Origin of the sequence: Nonomuraea sp. NPDC049129 (assembly GCF_040648495.1) — a bacterium.
Lineage (GTDB): Bacteria > Actinomycetota > Actinomycetes > Streptosporangiales > Streptosporangiaceae > Nonomuraea.
This window is the reverse complement of record NZ_JBEZDU010000021.1, coordinates 86,237-108,363: the sequence shown is the minus strand read 5'-3', so window position 1 is coordinate 108,363 and position 22,127 is coordinate 86,237. Positions and strand designations below refer to the sequence as shown.

General features: G+C 70.8%; 20 protein-coding genes. 6 read left to right on the top strand and 14 right to left on the bottom strand.

The window, feature by feature from the left end:
* Nucleotides 1–7: 7 nt before the first annotated feature.
* The 9 genes from AB0B64_RS44980 to AB0B64_RS44940 form a co-directional block, all read right to left on the bottom strand.
* Nucleotides 8–1,321 (bottom strand): aminopeptidase P family protein, encoded by a 1,314-nt coding sequence (locus AB0B64_RS44980; protein WP_358187319.1) that lies wholly within the window; start codon nt 1,319–1,321, stop codon nt 8–10.
* Entirely contained in the window at nt 1,314–2,597 is a 1,284-nt protein-coding gene (locus AB0B64_RS44975) for an alpha/beta fold hydrolase (protein ID WP_358187317.1), read from the bottom strand. Before AB0B64_RS44975 ends, AB0B64_RS44980 begins: the two co-directional genes overlap by 8 nt.
* The gene (locus tag AB0B64_RS44970) at nt 2,594–3,418 is read right to left on the bottom strand and encodes an ATP-binding cassette domain-containing protein (protein WP_357955645.1); all 825 of its coding nucleotides are present in this window, start codon (nt 3,416–3,418) and stop codon (nt 2,594–2,596) included. Before AB0B64_RS44970 ends, AB0B64_RS44975 begins: the two co-directional genes overlap by 4 nt.
* The gene (locus AB0B64_RS44965; protein ID WP_357955643.1) at nt 3,415–4,227 is read right to left on the bottom strand and encodes an ABC transporter ATP-binding protein; all 813 of its coding nucleotides are present in this window, start codon (nt 4,225–4,227) and stop codon (nt 3,415–3,417) included. The genes AB0B64_RS44970 and AB0B64_RS44965 overlap by 4 nt, the downstream gene beginning before the upstream one ends.
* Nucleotides 4,224–5,219 (bottom strand): ABC transporter permease, encoded by a 996-nt coding sequence (locus tag AB0B64_RS44960; protein WP_358187311.1) that lies wholly within the window; start codon nt 5,217–5,219, stop codon nt 4,224–4,226. The genes AB0B64_RS44965 and AB0B64_RS44960 overlap by 4 nt, the downstream gene beginning before the upstream one ends.
* Nucleotides 5,219–6,157: an ABC transporter permease gene (locus AB0B64_RS44955; protein ID WP_357955639.1), complete on the bottom strand. Its 939-nt coding sequence runs from the start codon at nt 6,155–6,157 to the stop codon at nt 5,219–5,221. The genes AB0B64_RS44960 and AB0B64_RS44955 overlap by 1 nt, the downstream gene beginning before the upstream one ends.
* Before the next feature lie 6 nt (nt 6,158–6,163).
* Complete coding sequence (locus AB0B64_RS44950; protein ID WP_358187304.1) at nt 6,164–7,855, bottom strand: ABC transporter substrate-binding protein; 1,692 nt, start codon at nt 7,853–7,855, stop codon at nt 6,164–6,166.
* Nucleotides 7,856–7,891: 36 nt separating this feature from the next.
* Nucleotides 7,892–9,787 (bottom strand): beta-L-arabinofuranosidase domain-containing protein, encoded by a 1,896-nt coding sequence (locus AB0B64_RS44945; RefSeq protein WP_358187298.1) that lies wholly within the window; start codon nt 9,785–9,787, stop codon nt 7,892–7,894.
* Between the two features lie 105 nt (nt 9,788–9,892).
* Entirely contained in the window at nt 9,893–11,119 is a 1,227-nt protein-coding gene (locus tag AB0B64_RS44940) for an alpha-hydroxy acid oxidase (RefSeq protein WP_358187294.1), read from the bottom strand.
* A 142-nt stretch (nt 11,120–11,261) separates the two neighbouring features.
* Here AB0B64_RS44940 and AB0B64_RS44935 point away from each other — a divergent pair, with 142 nt between their 5' ends.
* Nucleotides 11,262–11,897 carry a metal-dependent phosphohydrolase gene (locus AB0B64_RS44935; protein ID WP_358187289.1) on the top strand — a complete coding sequence of 212 codons (636 nt, stop codon included), beginning with the start codon at nt 11,262–11,264 and terminating at the stop codon, nt 11,895–11,897.
* On the opposite strand, the gene AB0B64_RS44930 is transcribed toward AB0B64_RS44935, so the two are convergent.
* The 4 genes from AB0B64_RS44930 to AB0B64_RS44915 form a co-directional block, all read right to left on the bottom strand.
* Nucleotides 11,847–12,110 carry a DUF4031 domain-containing protein gene (locus AB0B64_RS44930; RefSeq protein ID WP_357955629.1) on the bottom strand — a complete coding sequence of 88 codons (264 nt, stop codon included), beginning with the start codon at nt 12,108–12,110 and terminating at the stop codon, nt 11,847–11,849. The genes AB0B64_RS44935 and AB0B64_RS44930 overlap by 51 nt on opposite strands.
* A 10-nt stretch (nt 12,111–12,120) precedes the next feature.
* On the bottom strand, nt 12,121–12,873 hold the full coding sequence (locus AB0B64_RS44925; RefSeq protein ID WP_357955626.1) for an HAD family hydrolase: 753 nt from the start codon (nt 12,871–12,873) through the stop codon (nt 12,121–12,123).
* Nucleotides 12,874–12,891: 18 nt separating this feature from the next.
* A complete protein-coding gene (locus AB0B64_RS44920; protein WP_357955624.1) occupies nt 12,892–14,061 on the bottom strand; it encodes a cytochrome P450 in 1,170 nt (389 codons plus the stop codon).
* A gap of 89 nt (nt 14,062–14,150) precedes the next feature.
* Nucleotides 14,151–14,426, bottom strand: a complete 276-nt coding sequence (locus AB0B64_RS44915; protein ID WP_357955621.1) for a hypothetical protein — start codon at nt 14,424–14,426, stop codon at nt 14,151–14,153.
* Between the two features lie 188 nt (nt 14,427–14,614).
* Between AB0B64_RS44915 and AB0B64_RS44910 the strand changes: the two genes are divergently transcribed.
* Both AB0B64_RS44910 and AB0B64_RS44905 read left to right on the top strand, forming a co-directional pair.
* A complete protein-coding gene (locus AB0B64_RS44910; RefSeq protein WP_357955619.1) occupies nt 14,615–15,859 on the top strand; it encodes a hypothetical protein in 1,245 nt (414 codons plus the stop codon).
* Nucleotides 15,860–15,874: 15 nt separating this feature from the next.
* Nucleotides 15,875–16,558, top strand: coding sequence for a DUF2786 domain-containing protein (locus AB0B64_RS44905; RefSeq protein ID WP_358187280.1), 684 nt, complete (start codon nt 15,875–15,877; stop codon nt 16,556–16,558).
* A gap of 113 nt (nt 16,559–16,671) precedes the next feature.
* Here AB0B64_RS44905 and pgm read toward each other — a convergent pair whose 3' ends face one another.
* Nucleotides 16,672–18,309, bottom strand: coding sequence for a phosphoglucomutase (alpha-D-glucose-1,6-bisphosphate-dependent) (pgm, locus tag AB0B64_RS44900; RefSeq protein WP_358187277.1), 1,638 nt, complete (start codon nt 18,307–18,309; stop codon nt 16,672–16,674).
* Between the two features lie 76 nt (nt 18,310–18,385).
* Here pgm and AB0B64_RS44895 point away from each other — a divergent pair, with 76 nt between their 5' ends.
* The 3 genes from AB0B64_RS44895 (at nt 18,386) to thrS (ending at nt 21,959) form a co-directional block, all read left to right on the top strand.
* On the top strand, nt 18,386–19,279 hold the full coding sequence (locus AB0B64_RS44895; RefSeq protein WP_357955613.1) for an LLM class F420-dependent oxidoreductase: 894 nt from the start codon (nt 18,386–18,388) through the stop codon (nt 19,277–19,279).
* Between the two features lie 70 nt (nt 19,280–19,349).
* Nucleotides 19,350–19,955 (top strand): glycoside hydrolase family 25 protein, encoded by a 606-nt coding sequence (locus AB0B64_RS44890; protein ID WP_357955611.1) that lies wholly within the window; start codon nt 19,350–19,352, stop codon nt 19,953–19,955.
* Nucleotides 19,956–19,976: 21 nt separating this feature from the next.
* Nucleotides 19,977–21,959 carry a threonine--tRNA ligase gene (thrS, locus tag AB0B64_RS44885; RefSeq protein ID WP_357955862.1) on the top strand — a complete coding sequence of 661 codons (1,983 nt, stop codon included), beginning with the start codon at nt 19,977–19,979 and terminating at the stop codon, nt 21,957–21,959.
* Nucleotides 21,960–22,127: the final 168 nt, after the last annotated feature.

Here is a 22,127-nt window from a genome sequence, read left to right as displayed (position 1 = left end):
GTCAGGGTCACTTCATCCAGTCCTCCAGGCCGCTCGCCGACAAGGGCAGCTGCGCCGAGAGCACGTCGATGCCGTCCGCCGTCACCAGCAGGTCGTCCTCGATGCGCGCGCCGATCCCGCGCAGCTCGGGCGGCACGGTCAGGTCGTGGGCGTGGAAGTACAGGCCGGGCTCCACGGTGAACACCATGCCCGGCTCGATGAGCGCCCCCTGGTAGGCCTCGGGCGCGGCCTTGGCGCAGTCGTGCACGTCCAGGCCGAGGTGGTGGCCGATGCCGCAGATCAGGTAGCGGCGGTGGTGCTGGCCGCGCTCCGACAGTGCCTCGTCCACCGAGACCGGCAGCATCCCCCAGTCGTCCAGCCCGCGCGCGATGACCTCCATCGCGGCGTGGTGGAAGTCGGTGAAGCGGCGGCCGGGGGCGACCTGCGCCAGCGCCGCCCGGTGCGCCCGCTCCACCAGGTCGTGCACCTGGCGCTGGGCGGGGGAGAAGGTGCCGGAGGCGGGGAAGGTGCGGGTGACGTCCGCGGTGTAGTGGCTGCGTACCTCCACGCCCATGTCGAGCAGCAGCAGCTCGTCCGGCAGCACCGGGCCGTCGCAGCGCACCCAGTGCAGGGTCGGGGCGTGCGGGCCGCTGCCCACGATCGAGGCGTAGCCGGGGCCGTTGCCGTACGCCCTGGCGTACCGGTCGAAGGTGCCCTGCAGCCAGCGCTCCCCCGGCCCGGCCACGGCGGTCGGGATCTCGGCGAGCACGGCGGCGAACCCCTCGACCGTCCGGTCCACGGCCTCCCGCAGCTGGCCGATCTCCCAGTCGTCCTTGATCATGCGCAGCTCGGCCAGCACCCGGGCGAGCTCGTCGTCGGTGGAGACCGTGCCGTCGAAGTCGGTCAGTGGCCTGACCGGCACGCCCAGCGCCGCCGACCACTCGGCCAGTCCGGGGGCGGCGCCCACCCACAGCTCCCCGTGGGCGGCGTCGGCGAAGAAGCCCGGCTCGCCGGGATAGGCGGGGACGGGCAGGTAGACGACCGCGTCGCCGTCCCTGATCACCGCCACGGCGTCCTCGGCCACGCAGCCGGTCAGCCAGTAGAAGTCGCTGCCGGGACGGAAGTCGTAGGAGGTGTCGTTGCTGCGCACCGGCGCCTGGCCGGCCGCCACCACGACGGTCCGGCCGGGGAGCGCGGCGCCGAGCCGGGCCCGGTGCGCGGCGGCGGCCTCGGCGGCACCGGCGACCACGGTCGGGGTGCGGTCGGGGATGTCCCAGCCTTTGCCGATGTAGTCAGTGAACGCGGGAATGTCCAGCAGTTTCGGGGGCCTGCCGTCAGTCACCTGTGATGCCTCCTCCGATGTCACGCACCAGTTCGGTCAGCCGGGCGAAGACGCGCTCCTCGCCCAGGCCGTCGTGCTCGTACTCGTTGGTGACCCACGCCTGGGCGTTGCCGATACGAGCGGCGGTGTCCAGTTGCAGGCCGGAATCTACGTACATGTCGTCGTAATACACGGCGGCGGCCAGCGGAACCTCGTTGGCGGCCAGGCGTACCGGGTCATAGAGCGGCGGCCAGTCCGCCCGCTCGGCCAGCAGCTCCACGGCCGCGCGGAACGGGCGCAACACCCGGATCTCCGCGAACATCCAGGGGTACATCATCTCCCCGGTGAACAGCAGTGGCCGGGCCGACTCGGCGAAGGCCGGGTGATGGGCCCGCTCGCGCTCGGCCGCCCAGCCGGTGGCTCCGGGGCCCGAGCCGTAGATGCTCTCCTGGAGCGCGGCGAACAGCGGGTTGTCGCTGTAGGAGGAGCGGGCCAGCACCTGCTGCAGGAAGGTGTCCGTCACGTGGTCGCCGTCGAGCGCCTCGTCGAGCAGCCAGTGCATGCGCTCGTAGCCCGGCTTCATGCCGAAGTCGATGCCGAGCGACTGCAGCCGCCGTACCGTGAGCACGTCGCCGTCGGGCAGCCGGACGTCCTGCGCGGCCAGCCGGTCGGCCAGGCGGCCGACGGTCTCCACGTGGTGCGGGTAGCGGCGGTAGAACTCGGCGTTCTTGGCCGCGACGCGGGGATAGGTGCGCCGGTAGACCTCCGCCGCGTCCGGGTCCAGGCCGGGCAGCCCTCCGGTGACGTAGCAGGCGCGCAGCCCCTGTGGAGCCCGCGACAGGTACGTCAGCGTGAGGAACCCGCCGTAGCTCTGGCCCAGCGTTTCCCAGCGACGGCCGCCGAAGACGGTCGTACGCAGGTGCTCGGCGTCGGCGACGATCGAGTCGGCGCGGAAGTGGGCGAGGTAGGCGGCGGCCTCTCGCGCGCTCCCGAACGAGCTCATGACCCGCCCGTCGATCCGCGAGCTGCGGCCGGTGCCGCGCTGGTCGAGCAGGATCACCCGGTGCGTCTTGAGCGCCTGGCCGAGCCAGCCGTTCGTGCCGACCGGGCGCGGGCCCTTGCCGCCGGGACCGCCCTGCAGGTAGAGCAGGCACGGCAGGTCCTCGGCCGCCCGCACCGGATCGGCCAGCTCCCGGGCGAACACCGTGATCGTGTCCCCATCGGGCGCGGACCAGTCGAGCGGCACCTCCACCACGTGGTCGCGCACGCGCATCCCGGGAATCGTGTATGTGGTCAACGGGGGCTCCCTTCACGGCGCCTGCGGTCCCATTCGGGGTTGATGCGGGGGATGGCGGCCAGGAGCGTACGGGTGTACGGGTCCTGGGGGTCGCCGAAGACGCTCTCGACCGGGCCCTGCTCGACGATCCTGCCCTTGCTCATGACCGCCACCCGATGGGCGATCTGCCGGACTACGGCCAGGTCGTGGGCGATGAAGATGTAGCTGAAGCCGCTCTCCGCCTGCAGCCGCCGCAGCAGCTCGATGACCTGGGCCTGTACGGAGACGTCCAGGGCGGACACCGCCTCGTCGCAGATGACCAGCTTGGGGTGCACGGCCAGCGCGCGGGCGATGCCGATCCGCTGCGCCTGACCGCCGGAGAACTGCGCGGGGTAGCGCTGGGAGTGGTCCGGGTTCAGCCCGACCCGCTCCATCAGCTCCCTGGCGTGCGCCCGCTTCCCGCCCGTCGGGGGGATCCCCTGGTACACCAGGGGCGCCATCAGGATGCGTTCGACCGTGTGGCGGGGGTTGAGCGAGGAGAACGGGTCCTGGAAGACGACCTGTACGTTGGCGCGGTAGCGGGCCAGTGCGGCCCCCTTGGCGACGGTGATGTCCTCGCCCTCGAACTCCAGGGTGCCCGCGCTCGGCTCCGTCAGCCTGGCCACCATGCGGGCGGTCGTCGACTTGCCGCTGCCCGACTCGCCCACCACGGCCAGCGTCTCGCCCGGCCGTACGTCGAAACTGACGCCGTCGACCGCGACGAACTCGGCCTTGCCGCCCAGCGGCCCGCGGGTGACGAACCGCTTGGTCAGCTCGTTCGCCCTCAGCAGGGGCTCGCTCATGACATCACCTCGTCGATGGGGGAGTCGTCGATGCGCGGGACGCTGTCCAGCAGCATGCGGGTGTAGTCGTGCCGCGGATCGGAGAAGACCTGCTCGGCGGTGTCGTACTCGACCTGCTCGCCCCGGCACATCACCAGGACGCGCGTGGCGATCGAGCTGATCACCGCGAGGTCGTGCGTGATGAACACCATCCCGGTGCCGCTCTGCCGCCGCAGGTCGGCGAGCAGGCGCAGGATCTGCGCCTGGACGGTCACGTCGAGCGCGGTGGTCGGCTCGTCGGCGATGAGCAGGGCGGGGGAGCAGACCAGCGCCATCGCGATCATGACGCGCTGCCGCTGCCCGCCGGAGAACTGGTGCGGGTAGTAGTCCACCCGCCGCTCCGGGTCGGGCAGGCCCACCTGCTCCAGCGCCTCGATCGCGACCTTGCGCGCGGCCTTGCGCGAGCGGCCCCGGTGGGCCCGGTAGACCTCCTCGATCTGCAGGCCCACGGTGTAGTACGGGTTCAGCGACGACAGCGGGTCCTGGAAGACCATCGAGATCCGGTCCCCCCTGATCCGGCGCATGTCCTTGTCGGTGCGGCCGAGCAGCTCGGTGCCGTCCAGCCGGATGCTGCCCCGGGTCACCGCCCCCCGGGGCAGCAGCCCCATGATCGCGAGGCTGGTCATCGACTTGCCCGAGCCGGACTCGCCGACGATGCCGACGGTCTCGTCGCTCCCGACGGTGAAGCAGACGTCCTTGACGACGTCCACCGGCCCCCGCGTGGTGGGGAAGGTGACGGTGAGGTCCTCCACGACAAGCAGGTCACTCATTTCGCGGTGATCCTCACTCTCGGGTCCAGCGTGGTGTAGACGAGATCGACCACCAGGTTGCCCACCACCACGAAGAACGCGGCGAGAAGCGTCACCGCCATGATCACCGGCTGGTCGTTCTTGGCGATCGAGTCGGCGGCCATCTTGCCCACCCCGTTGAGGCCGAAGACCGTCTCGGTGATGAGCGCGCCGCCCAGCAGGGCCGCGAAGTCCATGCCGAAGATGGTGGCGATCGGGGTGAGCGCGGGCCGCAGCGCGTGCCGCCGCATGGTGAGCATGGGCGGCAGGCCCTTGGCCCGCGCCGTGCGCATGAAGTTCTCCGCCAGCGTGTCGATCACGTTGGCCCTGGTCAGCCGCGCGTAGAGGCAGGCGTAGCCGGTGGCCAGCACGACCCAGGGCATCAGGTACGACTGGAACCACAGCACCGGTCCGTCGGAGAAGGAGACCGCCGACGGGAAGGGCAGGATCTGCAACCACACCACCAGCACGTACTGCAGCGCCAGCGCCAGCACATAGTTGGGGATGCTCGACCCGCCGAGGGCCAGCCCCATCGCGGTACGGTCCCACCAGGTGCCCTCCTTCACCGCGCTGAGCAGCCCGGCCAGGATGCCGATCAGCAGCCAGAGCACCGCGGCGCCGATCGCGACGGTCGCGCTGACCGGCAGCCGGTCCACGACCATCTCCCAGACCGACTGATTGGTCTGGAAGCTGTAGCCCAGGCACGGGGCCGCGCAGTGGATCAGGTTGGCCCCCGAGCCGTAGTCCCGGCCGACGAAGATGGCCGCCAGGAACGTCCAGAACTGGGTGAAGAACGGCTGGTCGAGCCCGAGCACCCCGCGGATCTGGTCGATCCGCTCGGGCGTGCACGTCTTCCCGCAGATCATCAGCGCCGGATCCGGCGACAGCGTGAAGAAGATGATGAAGGTGAACAGGCAGACCAGGAACAGGATCACCAGGATGCCGGCGAACCGCCCGGCGACATAACGCGCCATCAGGAGGCCTCCCCGGCGTCGAAGGCGGCACGTAGACGGTCCCCGAGCACGGTCAGGGACAGCACGGTGCAGAACAGGAAGGCGCCGGGCACCGCGAAGTACATCGGGTCCACGGCGTACCAGCCGACCGAGCTGGAGATCATCTGCCCCCAGGACGGTGTCGGCGGGGCCACGCCGACGCCCAGGAACGACAGCCCCGCTTCGGTGCCGACGTAGCCGGGCACGGCCAGCGTGGTCATCACGATCAGCGAGCTGCGCAGGTTCGGCAGGATCTCCCTGAACACCAGGACGCCCGTCGAGGCGCCCGACACCCGGGCGGCCTCGACGAACTCCCTGTTCACCAGCGTCAGCGTCTGGCCGCGCACCACACGGGCGAGGTACGGCCAGCCGAAGACGCTGATCACCACCACCAGCAGCACCGACCGGTTGCCCGTCGGCAGCGAGGACAGGATCGCGATCATGAAGATGAGGGCGGGGAAGGCCATCAGGAAGTCCATGATCCGGCAGATCACCTGGTCGACCCAGCCGTGGTAGAAGCCGGCCAGCATGCCGAGCACCACCCCGAGCAGGGTGGTGAGCACGGTGGCGGCGGCCGCGATCAGCAGCGAGACGCGCGCGCCGTACGCGATGCGCGCCAGGATGTCGCGGCCGTTCTGCGGCTCCACACCGAGCAGGTGGTCGGCGCTGATCCCGCCCAGCGAGCCGCGCGGCAGCCCGCCGAGGTCGGTGTCGATGGCGGCGCTGTCGAAGTCGTTCGGCCCGTGGCCGGTGATCGCGGAGATCAGCGGCGCGCAGATCGCCATCAGCAGGACCAGCACGAGGAAGGCCGTGCTGAGCACGGCCGCCCAGTCGTGCAGCAGCGCGCCGGCGACCCGCCGGGCCGAGGTGGCGGGCGCCACGGGGGCGCCCGCCGGTGGGAGGGCAGTGGTGGTGGTCATCTTCGGCTACTTGCCCGGCTTGGCCAGCCCGACGGATACCAGGTCGATACCCCCGGAGAACGAGGCGGACTGGTACGCGCCGGCGATGTTGGCGCCATAGACGATGACGTACTTCTCATAGGCCAGCGGCACGATCGGCGCCAGCTTCATGATCTCCTTGTCCAGTTCCCCGTAGGCGGCGTTCGCGGCCGTGACGTCGGGCATCGCGGCGATCTCGTCGATGCGCTTGTTGATCGCCTTGTCGTTGATCTGGGCGAGGTTCGCGTTGCCCTTGGCGGTGATGTTGCGGCCGTCGAACAGCGGCGGCAGGAACGTCGCGCCGGACGCCCAGTCGGGGCACCAGCCGGTGACGGCGGCGTCGTGCTGCTGCGCGGGTGTGCCGATCACCTCGTAGTAAGTGGAGGTGTCGATGTTGTTGATCTTGACGTCGATCTTCACCGCCTTGAGCGCCTCCTGGATGGCCACGGCGACCGCCGCCATCTTCGGGTCCGGCCGGGTGTCGAGGGTGAGGGTGAAGCCGTTGGCCTGGCCCGCCTCGGCGAGCAGCTTGCGGGCCGCCTCGACGTCGGTGGGATAGGGGTCGTAGTCGACCCGGCCGGCGACCGTCGGCGGCTGGATGGAGGTGCCCTTGGCCGCCAGACTCGAACCGCCCATCCCGGCCACCACGGTGTCCTTGTTGATGGCGTAGTTGATCGCCTGGCGCACCCGCACGTCGTCGAGCGGCTTCTTGGTGGTGTTCAGGCCCATGTAGGTGGTGCAGCCGTTGAGCCCGCTCAGCGAGCGGGCCTTGAGCTGCGGAGTCTGCACCCGCGCCACGGTCGCCGCCTGGATCGTGCCCGCGACGGCGTCGGCGTCGGCGCCCTGACCGGCCAGCATGCGCTCGTCGATGGTGGCCGGGTCCAGCCCGAACGTCCACTCCCAGGCGTCCGGCTTGGCCGACCTGACGCTGTCGGTCTCGGCCTTCCACTGCGGGTTGCGCACCAGCTTGAGCGAGGAGCCGCGGTTGTAACTGGCCACCTTGTACGGCCCCGACGCGATCGGCTTGGTGTCGAACGCGGCCGCGGCGCCGGTGCCCTTGGGGAAGGGGATGAAGTTGGCCATGGCCAGGGCGCTGGGGAAGTCGGCGAAGGGCTTCTTGAGGTGGAAGACGATGGTCTTGGCGTCAGGGGTCTCGATCGTGTCGAGGTCGCCGGAGATGTACGGGCCCTTGTAGTCCTTGGGCGCGTCGAGGAGCAGCTTGGCGTACGGCGAGCCGATTCCGGCCTCGGGGTCGAAGCCGCGCGTGGCGCCGAACTTCACCGCCTCGCTGTTGATCGGTGTGCCGTCCTCGAAGAACAGGTTGTCCTTGAGGGTGAAGGTCCAGGTCTTGGCGCCGTCGGACGGTTTGCCCGTGTCGGTGGCGAGGTCGGGCACGATCTTCGTGCTCTCCGCGCCGGGGGCCGCGCCGAAGGTGGTCAGGTTCCGGTAGATGAGCCGGTAGAAGTTGTTGACGCCGCCGTCCCAGCCGCGGGCGGGATCCAGGTGGGAGAAGTCCGCCTTTGTCAGGAAGTGCACGGTGCCACCGGTGGCGGGCTTCGCGGACGAGCCGGACGAGCCGGATCCGGTGGAGTTGGAGGGGGCGGCGCCGCCGCCCCCGCAGGCCGCGAGCGCCAGCATGGCGCTCACCGCGACGCCCGAAAGCGCAGCCGATCTCCTCATGTCGCCTTCTTTCTGAATCAATCCATTGGGTGGGCGTCACGCATTGCGGACCCACACCCGCATGGCCATGGGGCTACGGTTGCCCCACATGAAGTACGGGACGAAGGTCGTGGTGACCGTCGTCTCCGGGAACGCCGGCTCCTGCGGCAGCTCGGGGTAGAGCTCCGCGGACGGCGGCGGTGCCGTGGCCGCCTCCACCTGGAGGACGACCGCGCCTTCCGACAAGGCGATGCCGGCGGTGGATTTGGCGATGTTGGCGTTAACAAGCCGTGGTAGGACCAGGTCGTCCACGTCCACAGGGCAGTCCTGCTGTTCGACGCAGTACACCAGCGGGCCGCGCGCCAGGCTGGCCGCGCCCCGGGTGGCGTCGAGGTGGGGATGCGAGCCGTGCGCCCTGACCGGCATCGGCAGGCTCAGGCGCACCTCGTCGCCCGCGTGCCAGACCCGCTCGACGCTCAGCCACCCGTCCCGCGCGGTGGCGTCGGCCGCCGCGCCGTTGACGGTGACCGTCACGTTCTTCGCCCAGCCCGGCACGCGCAGCATGATCGTGTACGGCCCGTCAGGCGCCCGGTCCAGGACCAGGCGCACGTCGCCGTCCCACGGATAGTCGCTCTCCATCGTCAGCCCGAGCGCCTCGGTGTCGATCCTGGCCCCGGCGTAGCTGGCGATCAGCAGCGCGCCCTCGCGTTCGGCGGCCATGTGGTCGCCGAGCTGGGTCATCCAGCGCACGATGTTCGGCGGGCAGCAGGGGCAGCCGAACCACGGCCGGCGCAGCGGGTCGCCGCCGTCCTCCGCGCCGCTGCGCTGCTCGTGATCGGGACGGCGCTGGAGCGGGTTGTCGTAGAAGAAGGCGGTGCCCTCGGCCGACAGCCCCACGGCGTAGGCGTTGTACTGGATCCGCTCGAACACGTCGAGATACTTGGCGCCGCCGGTGGCCAGGAACATCCGCCACGCCCACTGCATGGTGCCGATGGCCGCGCAGGTCTCGCTGTAGGCGCGTTCGGACGGCAGCTCGTACCGGTCGCCGATGGCCTCGTCGGAGTGCCGGCTGCCCAGCCCGCCGGTGATGTAGAGCTTGGTGGCCACCATGTCGTCCCACAGCCGCTCCAGCGCCTCGAACAGGGAGCGGTCCCCCGTCTCGAGGTACACGTCGGCCGCGCCGGCGGCCAGGTAGGTCATGCGCACGGCGTGGCCGGTCACCGAGGGCAGGTCGCGGAAGGGCAGGTGGTCCTGGAAGTACTCGGCGGTAAAGATGCTGTGTTTCAGGTGCCCGTGGCCGCGCCGGTCGACGAACAGCCGGGCCTGGGTGAGATAGGCGCGCTCGCCCGTCTCCCTGAACAGCTCGACCAGCGCCATCTCCACTTCCGGATGACCGCAGACGGCCTCCTCGCGGCCCTCGCCGTAGCGGGACACGACCAGGTCGGCGAACTTGACCGCCACCGCGAGCAGCCGCCGGTCGCCCAGGTGCCGGGCGGCGGCGACGGCGGCCTGGATGAGGTGGCCCAGGTTGTACAGCTCGTGCCCCCAGGCCAGGTCCTCCCACGGCTTCTTGGCGGCGGCCGGGTCCTGGAAGAAGGAGTTCAGGTAGCCGTCGTCCGCCTGGACCCGCTCCAGCAGGCCGACGACCTCCTCGTAGAACTCCCGTACGGGCTCGGCCGCGGTGCCCGTGGCCAGCTCGTACGCCAGCCCTTCGAGCGTCTTGTACAGGTCGGTGTCGAGGAACGGGTAGCGGCCCCGGTACGGGGGCGGGTCGTCCATCAGCAGGCGGCTGAGGTTGTCCACGTTCCCGGCGGCGCGCAGCCGCTCGATGGCGTGGGGGACCGTGGCCGCGCTGTTCCTGAGCTGCCAGGCATGCAGCAGGCCGCCCACGATGCGGACGGCGACCGGCTTGACGTGCTCGGACACCAGCTCTTCATCAGTAATGTGTGGCATTGCACTGAACGATAGGTGTCTGGCGGGTTGACTGCCAAGGGTTACGGCGAGGAATTCATTCGCCGTAACCAGACCGTAAACCGGGAAAGGGTCTGTCCGCGTTGCTTACCGCAGGCGTACGCAGTCGGGGTCGAGCCCCTCGACGCCGCCCACACCCAGCAGTTGCAGCGTGCGGACCAGCTCGGCGCGCAGCATGGCCAGCACCCGGTCCACGCCGGGCTCACCGCCCGCCATCAGCCCGTACAGGTAGGCCCGGCCGACGAAGCAGGCCCGCGCGCCCAGCGCCACCGCGATGGCGATGTCCGCGCCGCTGCGTACCCCGCCGTCCAGGAACACCTCCGTGCGGTCACCGACCGCGGCCACCACCTCGGGCAGCAGCTCCAGCGGGGTGGGGGCGCGGTCCAGCTGGCGCCCGCCGTGGTTGGAGACGACCAGCCCGTCCACTCCCACGGCCGCCAGATCCTTGGCGTCGTCCACCCGTTGCACGCCCTTGACCAGCAACCGCCCCGGCCAGACCGACCGGATCCACTCCAGGTCCCGCAGCGTCACCGTCGGATCGAACATCAGGTTCGTGATCCCCGCCAGGTCGTCCGGCGCGCCGTCGACCGTGGCGAAGCGCAGCGGCTCGCTGGTGATGAAGTCGAACCACCAGGCCGGACGGCTCAGCGCCTGCAGGACGCCACGCCAGCGCAGAGCGGGCGGCATCGTCATGCCGTGCCGCACGTCACGCAGCCGCGCCCCCGCCACCGGCACGTCCACGGTGACGACCAGCACGTCCATGCCCGCCTCACGGGCCCGGTCGAGCGTCTCCTGGCTGCGCCCCCGGTCGCGCACGACGTAGAGCTGGAACCAGTTCCAGCCGTCCGGCGCCGCCGCCACCACCTCCTCGGGCGTGGTGGTCCCCATCGTGGACAGCGTGTACGGCACCGCCGCCCGCGCCGCCGCCCTGGCCACGGCCCGCTCGCCCTCGCGGTGCATCATCCGGGTGAACCCGGTGGGCGCGAGCACGACCGGCATCGAGATCCGCTTGCCGAGCACCTCCACCGCCGTGGGCGCCTCGGAGACGTCCCGCAACACCCGTGGCCGCAGCTCGGCCCGCGCGAAGGCCGCGACCGACCTGGCCAGCGACCGCTCCGCCTCGGCCGCGCCGTCGACGTAGTCGAACACCACCCGTGGGGCGCGCCGCCACGCCAGCCGCCGCATGTCCGCCAGATCGGCCACCGCCGCCAGCCGCCGCTCCCGCGACGGGAACGGCCGTGGCCGGGGCGGGAGTACGGCACGCAGGTCCTGCCAACGGGGCAGGCGCCGGGGATCCCTCGCCGTCGGCTCCATGTCAAGAACGCTATCAAGCGGGTAAATCTCGGTATACAGCCCGCACACACGTGCTCCCAATGAGTGCGCGCCCCCGCTCGCCGGCCTCCCGCGCGGCACCGCGCTCGCGAGTAGCCGGATGGGGTGATCTACGGTGGTCTCCATGCGCGAGGACTGGCTCACCCTGGTGGCGGACTCCGCGGCGGCCAGGGCCACCGGCGCGGAGCTGGTCGCCCGCTGGGCCGAGCCGCACCGCCGCTACCACACGCTCGCCCATCTCGCCGCCGTGCTCGCCGCCATCGACCGGCTCGCCGACGCCGCCGCCGACCCCGTCGCGGTACGGCTGGCCGCCTGGTTCCACGACGCCGTCTACGACGGGCGGCCGGGCTGGGACGAGGAGCGCAGCGCTCAGCTGGCCCAGGCGCGGCTGCCCCGCTGCGGGGTGCCCGCCGACCGGGTCGCCGAGGTGGCCAGGCTGGTGCGGCTGACGGCCGCGCACGACACGCTGGCCGAGGGCGACCGCGACGGCGCCGTCCTGTGCGACGCCGACCTGGCGGTCCTGGGCGGTCCGGACTACGAGCCCTACACGGCGCGGATCCGCCAGGAGTACGCGCACGTGCCCGACGAGCTCTTCCGCCAGGGGCGGGCCGCGGTCCTGCGCAGGCTCCTGGCCGTACCCCGGCTCTATCGCACGGACGAGGCGTACGCGCTGTGGGAGGAGCGCGCACGAGCCAACATGAGCGCCGAGCTAGTGGCGCTTGCGGCGGCGCAGGCCGCCGGCGATGAGGCGGCGCAGTAGCTCGCGCGAGCTGACCGCCTCCGCGCCCAGCTCCACGGCACGGGCGTGCACGGTCTCCGGCACGTCGTAGTGGTCCCGGTCGAAGGCCCGCTCCGGCACGCCGAGCCGGAGCGCGAAGGCGTGCAGCTCCTCCAGGGAGCTGTCGCTGACCAGATGCGACCACATGAGGCCGCGCGGCCCCGGCCAGGCGGGGGGATCGATGAGCACCGTCACGACGTCAAGGTTAGGAGGTAAAGGGTAGGACCCTGCCGCGCACGGCCAGCTCGGCGAGGTCCTTCACCACCACGTCGGCGCCCTGCGCGCTCAGCTCGGTGGTCTCGCCGTGCCGGTCGACCGCGACGACGAGCCCGAAGCCGCCCTTGCGGCCCGCCTCGATCCCCGGCAGGGTGGCCTCCACCAGGGCCGCCTTGGGCGCGGGCAGCGCCAGACGGCGCACCGCCTCCAGGAACAGCGCGGGGTCCGGCTTGCCCGGCAGGTTCATCAGGGCCGCGTCGTTGCCGTCGACCAGCACGTCGAACAGGTGCAGCACACCCGCCGAGCCGACCAGCCGGCGGCCGTGCAGGCTGGCGGAGACGGCCGCCGTGCGCGCGCCCCGCTGGCGCAGCTCGTGCAGCAGCGCCACGGTCGAGGGGAAGGCGGCCACCCCGTACTTGTCCACCTGCGACATGAACAGCCGGTCCTTGGCCAGGCCCAGGCCGTGCACGGTGAGCGCCCCCGCCTCGTCGTCGGGGGCGCCCTCCGGCAGTGTGATGCCGCGTGAGGCGAGGAAGGTGCGGACGCCGTCCAGACGCGGACGGCCGTCGACATGCCGCAGGTAGTCGTCGCGGATGTCGAAAGGCGCCGAGCGGCCGCGCAGGAACGCGTCGAAGACGTGCTTCCAGGCGGCCGCGTGCCCCCGAGCGGTGTCGGTGACCACGCCGTCGGTGTCGAACACGACGGCACTGATCGCGGCCAGGTCGATGACGGGCTCGTTCACTCTGTGAACGTAACCGCTCTACCACGCTACGGGTAGCTTCTCCACGCCATAGACGATGGCGAGCTTTCTGAACGGCACCTCACCCGCCACCCGGAGCCCCGGAAAACGCCGCAGCAGCGCGGGGAAGGCGATCCGCATCTCCATCTGCGCCAGGGGCGCCCCGACGCAGCGGTGGATGCCGTGCCCGAAGGCCAGGTGCGAGCCCGCCGTCGGGCGCTCCGGCCGGACCTCCTCGATCCCCTCGCCGAGGTGGGGGTCGCGGTTGGCCGCCGTGAGCGAGCAGAGCACCATCTCGCCCTTCTTGATCGAGTGGCCGAACAGCTCCAGGTCCTCGCGGGCGAAGCGGGGGAAGGCCACCTGCACCACGGTCATGTAGCGCAGCAGCTCCTCGACCATCTGCTCGGCGTAGCGGTCGTCCTCGCGTACCCGGGCGGCCTGCTCGGGGTTCTCCAGCAGCCAGAGCGTGCCCAGCGCGAGCATGCTCGTGCTGGTGTCGTGGCCGCCGGTCAGCAGGCCGTCGGCCATGCTGGCCAGCGTCCGGTCGTCGAGGTCGTCGCCGTGCTCGCGCAGCAACTCCCCGAGCAGGCCCTCGCCGGGGTTCAGCCGTTCGCGGGCGACCAGGTCCGTCAGGTACGCCATCGCGTCGTTGATCGCCTGGAGGGACGCCTCGGGCCCGGCGGTGAGGTCGAAGCGGTTCGTGCTGATCTTCAGGAATTCGGACCGTTCCTCGTACGGCACACCCAGCAGTTCGCACACGACCAGAGAGGGGATCGGCAGCGCGAACGCCTCCACCAGATCGGCGGGCGACCCGTTGGCCGCCATCCGGTCCAGGCACTCCTCGACCAGGGCCTCGATGCGCGGCACCAGCCTGCGCAGGCGGTGCATGGTGAACTCCGGCGTCAGGTACTTGCGCAGTCTGGTGTGCTCAGGCGGGTCGCGGAAGCCGAGGCCGCCCGGATCCTCCTGGTTGGTGCCCAGACCGATCACGTTGCCGAAGTCGTTGCTGAACCGTTCATGGTCGGCGAGCACGCTACGCACGTCGTCGTAGCGGGTGACCAGATAGACCGTCTGGTCTCCCGGGATCGACATCGGGAACACCGGCTGCTCGGTGCGGATGCGGCCGAGCTCGGCCACCGGGTCGAAGCCCTCGCGCATGAACTGGACGAGCGGGAACTCTGAGTCTGACATCGAAATCCGTCCTGCTGGGATACATCACACTTTGTTGGGATAAATCCCTACATAGATGGTCCCATCCGCAGGACGCGATCCGGCCAGGCTCAGCCGAGCGCCGGCATGCTCGTGACCTCGTCCGGGGATGGGATCGACCGGTCGCGCGCCCGCACCGGAGGCTCGGGCAACAGGGCCTCCGCCATCAGCGACGGCGGCGCCGGTTTGGGCCGGCGTGGCTCGCGCACCCCGCCTTCTCCTCCGCCAGGTTCGTCGAACGGAAAATCCTCGTCGTCGGGGCCGTGCGGCTCACCCGGACCGAACCCGGGTAGCCAGCTCGGAGCCCCACTGGGGAGAGCACGGCGTCTGCGCGATCGCTTGCTCACGAAGCCTCCTAGGCCGACCGGCTCCATTCTGCGTCACGACCTTCATGAACGCGAGGTCTCCTGTGCCGGGGGAGGATTGTGGTAAACGTGGGCAAAGCGGGGCGGCAGAGGCCGTTTGGCGTACAGGTACGCCACATTCTGCGATGATCTCGCTATAAGCGGAGTTTGAGCCTCACGGATAGTGACTGATGCCCACCACATTCGAGGAAATAGCTGCCTTCGTCGCCGACAAGCCGTTCGCCACCGCGGTCATAGCGCTGCTGGGCCTGGCCGGGCTGGTGCTCGCCTACCTGATACTCAGGGTCGCCTGGCGGGCCCTCGCCTGGGTCGTCTCGCGCTATATCGCCCCACGTCCCATCGAGGACGTCCTGACCGTCGTGGCCGCCTCCATCGCCACCGGTGTCTCCGCCCAGGGCATGTGGCGCTTCTCCGGTGACGTGCTCGGCCTCGACGGGCCGCTGCGGCTGCTGCTGTTCGCGTTCATCGAGGTCGCGATCATCACTTCGGCCGTACGGGCGCGCCGCAACATGCGCGAGAACTTCTCCGCCGGGATCGACGGCATCGCCGTGTGGGCGCTGACCTGCCTGACCGCCGTACTGTCCAGCATGGACGCGCGCAGCCTGCCCGAGGCCGTCTTCCGCCTCGCCGCGCCGCTGGTCGCCGCCTGGCTGTGGGAGCGTGGCATGGCCATCGAACGGCACCGCATCAGGGGCACCGGCCGTATCAACTGGCGCCTCACCCCCGAACGGCTGCTGGTCAGGGTGGGCCTGGCCGAAGTGAGCGACCGCACCGCGAGCGAGGTCGACGCGCACCGCAGGCTCACCCGCGTCGCGCTGGCCGCCAAGCGGGCCAAGTCGCTGCGCGAGGGCGGCGCGTCCGAGCGCAAGATGCGCGGCGCGCTGGCCAAGCTCGACAAGGCCATGGACCAGGCCGTCGAGCACACCGGGCTGGCCGTCGACCAGGGCCGCCAGGAGGCGCTGCTCGCCCAGATCGCCGCCCTGTACAACACCTCCGCCCTCATCGACGCCGACCCGCGCGTGCCCTGGGAGCCGGAGGCCGACCACCACCCCGTGCCGGCCCGCCCCGCCCTGCCGCCCGCGCTGGTCGAGCTCGTCCAGGACGACGACGAGGACGTCCAGGTGTTCGACACCACGCCGCAGGTCGTCGACACCGCCCAGCGGGCCGCGCTGATGCGCTCCGCCCGCGACTACTGGGACAGGCAGATCGCCAAGGGCATCGTGCCGCGCACGATCGACATCGCGCAGGAGATCGGCCTCTCACTGCCCGCCGCCCGCCAGTATCGTGCCCTGTGGAAGCTGGAGCCCGAGGCGCACGCGCTCATCGAGGCTCTGTACCAGCAGCACGGCATCGTGGACACCGGCGCCTTCCCGGCCATCGCCGACGACGGGCGGATGCTGACCACCAAGTCCTGAGCCCGGGGGGGCCGGTTGAGGGAGCGCACGCTCGAACGGGTCAGAAAGCTCCTGGCCAAGGCCGAACGTACCGACAACGAGCATGAGCGGGCCACGTTCATGGCGGCGGCGGCGTCGCTCATGGCCAAGTACGGCATCGACTCCCTCGACCCCGCCGACACCCGCCAGGCGCCGGGCGACCGGATCGTCACCCTGCCCAACCCGTGGGCCCGGGAGAAGGCGCGGCTCGTCAGCCTGGTCGCGCAGGCCCTGCGCTGCCGGCCGCTGCTCATCGGGCGCGGCGACGGCGGGCAGCGGGTGCACGTCTTCGGCTTCGCCGCCGACCTCGAACGCGCCGACGTACTGGCCACCTCGCTGCTGCTGCAGATGGCCACGGGACTGGCCCGGGTACGGCCGCCCGACACCGCGATCCGCGCCTACCGGCGATCGTGGCTGCTCGGGTTCACCGACGAGGTGTACCGGCTGCTGCGCGAGGCCGAGACGCGGGCCGAGGAGCGGGCCCCCGCCGCGAGCACCGCGCTCATGCTGGCCGACCGGCGGGCGGAGGTGGAGCGGGTGGTGGCCGCGCACTACCCGCGCATCCGGCTCAGCGTGCCACGCACCAGCGGCACCGGCTACCGCGCCGGCGTCGAGGCGGGCCGCCGCGCCGACCTGGGCCGCACCCGCGTGGACAGCCGGCCCGGCCGCGAACTGACCTGACCTCAGCCCCGCCTGACCCCAGCCCCGGCCCGGCCTCAGCCCTGGCCACCCGTCCTGCCTGCCCGCCGCACGCCCGGTCTCTGTTGGAGGCCGAGCGTGCGGCGGTCGGGGCCTCAGCCCAGGGTGGCCGAGACCAGGGAGCGGGCCTCCTTCTGGACCTCGGCCAGGTGCTCGGGTCCCTGGAAGGACTCGGCGTAGATCTTGTACACGTCCTCGGTCCCCGACGGCCGGGCCGCGAACCAGGCGCTCTCGGTCGACACCTTCACCCCGCCCAGCGCCGCCCCGTTGCCGGGCGCCGCCGTCAGCACCGAGGTGATGGGCTCGCCGGCCAGCGACGTCGCCGTGACCTGGTCGGCCGACAGCTTGCCGAGCACCGCCTTCTCCTCCCGCGTCGCGGGCGCGTCCACCCGGGCGTACGCCGGCTCGCCGTACCGGGAGGTGAGCTCCTTGTAGTGCTCGCTCGGCGAGCGCCCCGTGACCGCGAGGATCTCCGACGCCAGCAGCGCCATGATCACGCCGTCCTTGTCCGTCGTCCACACCGACCCGTCGCGGCGCAGGAACGAGGCCCCGGCGCTCTCCTCGCCGCCGAACCCGAGCGAGCCGTCCAGCAGCCCCGGCACGAACCACTTGAAGCCCACAGGCACCTCGTAGAGCCGCCGCCCGAGCGACTCCGCCACGCGGTCGATGACGCTGCTGCTGACCATCGTCTTGCCCACCCCGGCGCCCGCGGGCCAGCCGTCGCGGTGCGCGTAGAGGTAGGAGATGGCCACGGCCAGGTAGTGGTTGGGGTTCATCAGCCCGCCGTCGGGCGTGACGATGCCGTGCCGGTCGGCGTCGGCGTCGTTGCCGGTGGAGATCTGGTACTCGCCGCTGCTGGCGATGAGCGAGGCCATGGCGTACGGCGACGAGCAGTCCATCCGGATCTTGCCGTCCCAGTCGAGCGTCATGAACCGCCAGGTCGGATCCACCAGCGGGTTGACCACGGTCAGGTCCAGCCGATGCCGCTCGGCGATCTCCCCCCAGTAGGCGACGCTGGCCCCGCCGAGGGGGTCCGCGCCGATGCGTACCCCCGCCGACCTGATCGCGTCGAGGTCGAGGACCGAGGGCAGGTCGCCGACGTAAGCGCCGACGAAGTCGTAGCGCCCGGTCGTGTCCGCCCGCAGGGCCTTCGTGTACGGAACGCGGAGGATGTTCTTCATGCCCCCGGCCAGCAGGCGGTTGGCCCGGTCCTGGATCCAGGTCGTGGCGTCGGTGTCGGCCGGGCCGCCGTGCGGCGGGTTGTACTTGAAGCCGCCGTCGGGCGGCGGGTTGTGCGACGGCGTGATCACCACCCCGTCCGCCAGTCCGGTGGAGCGGCCGCGGTTGTAGGCGAGGATCGCGTGCGAGACGGCGGGCGTCGGCGTGTAGCCGTCGCGGCTGTCGATGAGGACCCGTACCCCGTTGGCCGCGAACACCTCCAGCGCCGACACCCGCGCGGGCTCCGAGAGCGCGTGGCTGTCGACGCCGAGGAACAGCGGCCCGTCCGTGCCCTGGGCGTGGCGGTACTCGCAGATCGCCTGGCTGGTGGCGAGGATGTGATCCTCGTTGAACGCCGTGTTCAGCGACGAGCCACGATGCCCGGAGGTGCCGAACGCCACCCGCTGCGCCACCTCGTCGGGATTGGGGTGGAGGGCGTAATAGGCGGTGACCAGCTTGGCCACGTCGACCAGGTCGGCGGGCTGGGCGGGCTGTCCGGCGCGTTCGTGGGTCATGAGGCCACTTTACGAGTGGCCGCTCGGCGAGGCTCGGCTAGACTCGCGTCAGTCACTAGAATGGAGTTCTGTTGCCATGCGTATCGGACTGCTCCTGAACGAATCTCAGGATCCGGACCCGCTGGGCGGGCTCCGCGACAAGCTCGCCAAGGCCGCCGACGAGGGCTTCGCCTCCGCCTGGCTCTCGCACATCTTCGGCCTCGACGCCCTCACCACGCTGGCCGTGGCGGGCAGCCAGGTGCCCGGCATCGAGCTCGGCACCGCCGTGGTGCCGACCTTCCCGCGTCACCCCCTCGCGCTCGCCCAGCAGGCCATGACGGTCAACGCGGCGGTACGCGGGCGGCTGTCGCTCGGCATCGGCCTGTCGCACCAGATGGTCATCGAGAACATGTTCGGCTACAGCTTCGAGCGGCCGGGCAGGCACATGAAGGAATACCTGGAGATCCTGATGCCGGCCACGCGCGGCGAGCAGGTCGACTACGACGGCGAGACCCTCAAAGCCCACGCCCGGCTCACCACGCCGGGAGCGGGGCTGCGGGTGCTGATCGCGGCCCTGGGCCCGCGCATGCTCAAGCTGGCCGGCACCGTCGCCGACGGCACCGTGCTCTGGATGACCGGCCCCAAGACGGTCGCCGAGCACGTCGCGCCCACCATCACCGCCGCCGCGAGCGAAGCCGGGCGGCCCGCGCCGCGCGTGGTCTGCTCGCTGCCGATCAGCGTCACCGACGACGTCGAGGCCACCAGAGCCCGCGCCAACGAGATCTTCGCCATCTACGGCCAGCTGCCCTCCTACCGGGCCATGCTCGACCGGGAGGGCGCGGCCGACCCCGGTGACGTGGCGATCGTCGGCGACGAGGACACCGTGCGCGCCCAGCTCGACGGGCTGGCCAAGGCCGGGGTGACGGAGTTCGTGGCCTCCGAGTTCGCCCATCGGGAACGCACCAGGGCATTCCTCAAGACACTTCTCTGACCGGCTCTGATCAGCCCTGACCGGCGCGTCGGTGGGGTGACCGGGAGGCATCCGAATAAACTCCCGCAAGGTGAAGCGCTTGCTGCATGGCATAGACGTGTCCAACTGGCAAGGTTCCGTCGACTGGACCGGCCACGCGGGAGCCGGGGTAGCGTTCGCCTTCGCCAAGGCCACCGAGGGCGGCGACTACACCGACGCGTACTTCGCCCGCAACTGGCAGGGCATGCGGGAGAGCTGGATCGTCTGCGGCGCCTACCACTACGCCCGCCCGAAGGGCGACCCCAATGAGCAGGCCCGCCACTTCCTGAACGCGGTGGGGGCGGCGGGCGGCTTTCGCCGCGGCGACCTGGTCGCGCTCGACCTGGAGAGCAACGACGGGATCCGGCCCGAGCAGGTCGCCCAATATGCCCGCCGCTGGTGCCGCTACGTCGAGCGGCACGGCGGCGTGCGCCCGTTCGTCTACACCTTCCCGTGGTTCGCCCGCGGAGGTCACTGCGCGGGGCTCGGTGACTATCCGTTGTGGATCGCCAACCCGGAGAAACCCTGCGGCGAGCCGCTGGTGCCCGGTCCCTGGGGCGAGTGGACGATTCACCAATACGCCAACAGCCCGCTGGATCGCAACGTCTTCCGCGGGAGCCGGGAAGACCTGACAAGGCTGGGGTTTCACCCGCGATAGCATCGGTGCTTACCACCAACACTGCTATCCAAGGGAGTCACCGTGTCAGCCGAGCTACGCATCACCCTCGCCGGAGCCGAGCGTGTGGTCGCGGCCGGCACGACGGCCGGTGACGCGCTGGAGGCCGACGGCCGCACCGTCATCGCGGCCAGGGTCAACGGCGAGGCCCGCGACCTGGCCCACCAGGTCGCGGATGGCGACGTCGTCGAGCCCATCGAGGTCTCCAGCGACGAGGGCCGGGCCATCGTCCGCCACTCCACCGCCCACGTCATGGCGCAGGCGGTGCAGGAGCTGTTCCCCGGGGCCAAGCTGGGCATCGGGCCGCCCGTCGAAAACGGCTTCTACTACGACTTCGACGTCGAGCAGGCGTTCCACCCCGATGATCTCAAGCGCGTCGAGAAGCGCATGCGCGAGATCGTCAAGCAGGGGCAGCTGTTCTCCCGCCGGGCCGTCTCCGACGACGAGGCCCGCGAGGAGCTGGCCGGGGAGCCGTACAAACTCGAGCTCATCGGGCTCAAGGGCGGCTCGCTCGAGGAGGAGAGCGTCGAGGTCGGCACGGGTCAGCTGACCATCTACGACAACCTCGACCCGAAGACCGGCGAGCTGTGCTGGAAGGACCTCTGCCGCGGCCCGCACGTGCCCTCCACCAGGTCCATCCCGGCCTTCAAGCTCATGCGCTCCGGCGGCGCCTACTGGCGGGGCAGCGAGAAGAACCCGCAGCTCCAGCGCATCTACGGCACCGCGTGGGAGTCGCGCGACAAGCAGGACGACTACCTCAAGATGCTGGAGGAGGCCGAGAAGCGCGACCACCGCAAGCTGGGCGCCGAGCTCGACCTGTTCTCCTTCCCCGACGAGCTGGGCTCCGGGCTGGCGGTCTTCCACCCCAAGGGCGGCGTGATCCGCCGGGTGATGGAGGACTATTCGCGGCGCAAGCACGAGGAGGCGGGCTACGAGTTCGTCAACACGCCGCACATCACCAAGGAGAAGCTGTACCAGGTCTCGGGTCACCTCGACTGGTATCGCGACGGGATGTTCCCGCCCATGGAGCTCGAGGGCGCGCGCTATTACCTCAAGCCGATGAACTGCCCGATGCACAACCTGATCTTCCGTGCGCGGGGGCGGTCCTACCGCGAGCTGCCGCTGCGGCTGTTCGAGTTCGGCACCGTCTACCGCTACGAGAAGTCAGGCGTCGTCCACGGCCTGACCCGGGTGCGCGGCCTGACGCAGGACGACGCCCACATCTACTGCACCCGCGAGGAGATGCGCGACGAGCTGGCCTCGCTGCTGCGCTTCGTCCTCGATCTGCTGCGCGACTACGGCCTCGACGACTTCTACCTGGAGCTGTCCACCAAGGACCCGGAGAAGTTCGTCGGCTCCGACGACGCCTGGGAGGAGGCGACCGAGACGCTGCGCGAGGTCGCCGAGTCCGAGCACCTGGACCTGGTGCTCGACCCGGGCGGCGCGGCCTTCTACGGACCGAAGATCTCCGTGCAGGTACGTGACGCCATCGGCCGCACCTGGCAGATGTCGACGATCCAGCTCGACTTCAACCTGCCCGAGCTGTTCGAGCTCGAATACCAGGCGGCCGACGGCACCCGCAAGCAGCCCGTCATGATCCACCGGGCGCTCTTCGGGTCGATCGAGCGCTTCTTCGGCGTGATGGTCGAGCACTACGCGGGCGCCTTCCCTCCGTGGCTGGCCCCCGTGCAGGTCGCCGGCATCCCGATCGCCGACGCGCACATCCCCTACCTGCAGGACGTGGCCAAGAAGCTGCGCGAGCGCGGCATCAGGATCGAGGTCGACACGGCCGACGACCGGATGCAGAAGAAGATCCGCAACGCCCAGAAGTCGAAGGTCCCGTTCATGCTGCTGGCCGGTGATGACGACATCGCCAACGGGGCGGTCTCGTTCCGCTACCGCAGTGGCGAGCAGAAGAACGGCGTGCCCGTGGAGGAGGCGATCGCCGAGATCGTCGACGCTGTGGAGCGTCGCATCCAGGTCTGACTTTCCAGCGTCTAAGAAGGGGTACGGCGGGAGTTCGCCGTACCCCTTCTTGCGTACTGCGGCCTGGCGCTGTGGGGTCTGGAGTGCTCTGGGGGAGTCGATGAGGTCTGTCAGAACTTGTGGGGCGGTGAGAATGCGGTAGTCTGCCCGTACTCTGAAGATCACGCT

Coding starts and splice junctions, on each gene's coding strand:
- AB0B64_RS44940 (WP_358187294.1), bottom strand. CDS start 11,119: ATGGAGCCGACGGCGAGGGATCCCCGGCGCCTGCCCCGTTGGCAGGAC.
- AB0B64_RS44960 (WP_358187311.1), bottom strand. CDS start 5,219: ATGGCGCGTTATGTCGCCGGGCGGTTCGCCGGCATCCTGGTGATCCTG.
- pgm (WP_358187277.1), bottom strand. CDS start 18,309: ATGACCCACGAACGCGCCGGACAGCCCGCCCAGCCCGCCGACCTGGTC.
- AB0B64_RS44970 (WP_357955645.1), bottom strand. CDS start 3,418: ATGAGCGAGCCCCTGCTGAGGGCGAACGAGCTGACCAAGCGGTTCGTC.
- AB0B64_RS44950 (WP_358187304.1), bottom strand. CDS start 7,855: ATGAGGAGATCGGCTGCGCTTTCGGGCGTCGCGGTGAGCGCCATGCTG.
- AB0B64_RS44910 (WP_357955619.1), top strand. CDS start 14,615: ATGCCCACCACATTCGAGGAAATAGCTGCCTTCGTCGCCGACAAGCCG.
- AB0B64_RS44945 (WP_358187298.1), bottom strand. CDS start 9,787: ATGCCACACATTACTGATGAAGAGCTGGTGTCCGAGCACGTCAAGCCG.
- AB0B64_RS44920 (WP_357955624.1), bottom strand. CDS start 14,061: ATGTCAGACTCAGAGTTCCCGCTCGTCCAGTTCATGCGCGAGGGCTTC.
- AB0B64_RS44965 (WP_357955643.1), bottom strand. CDS start 4,227: ATGAGTGACCTGCTTGTCGTGGAGGACCTCACCGTCACCTTCCCCACC.
- AB0B64_RS44955 (WP_357955639.1), bottom strand. CDS start 6,157: ATGACCACCACCACTGCCCTCCCACCGGCGGGCGCCCCCGTGGCGCCC.
- AB0B64_RS44895 (WP_357955613.1), top strand. CDS start 18,386: ATGCGTATCGGACTGCTCCTGAACGAATCTCAGGATCCGGACCCGCTG.
- AB0B64_RS44935 (WP_358187289.1), top strand. CDS start 11,262: ATGCGCGAGGACTGGCTCACCCTGGTGGCGGACTCCGCGGCGGCCAGG.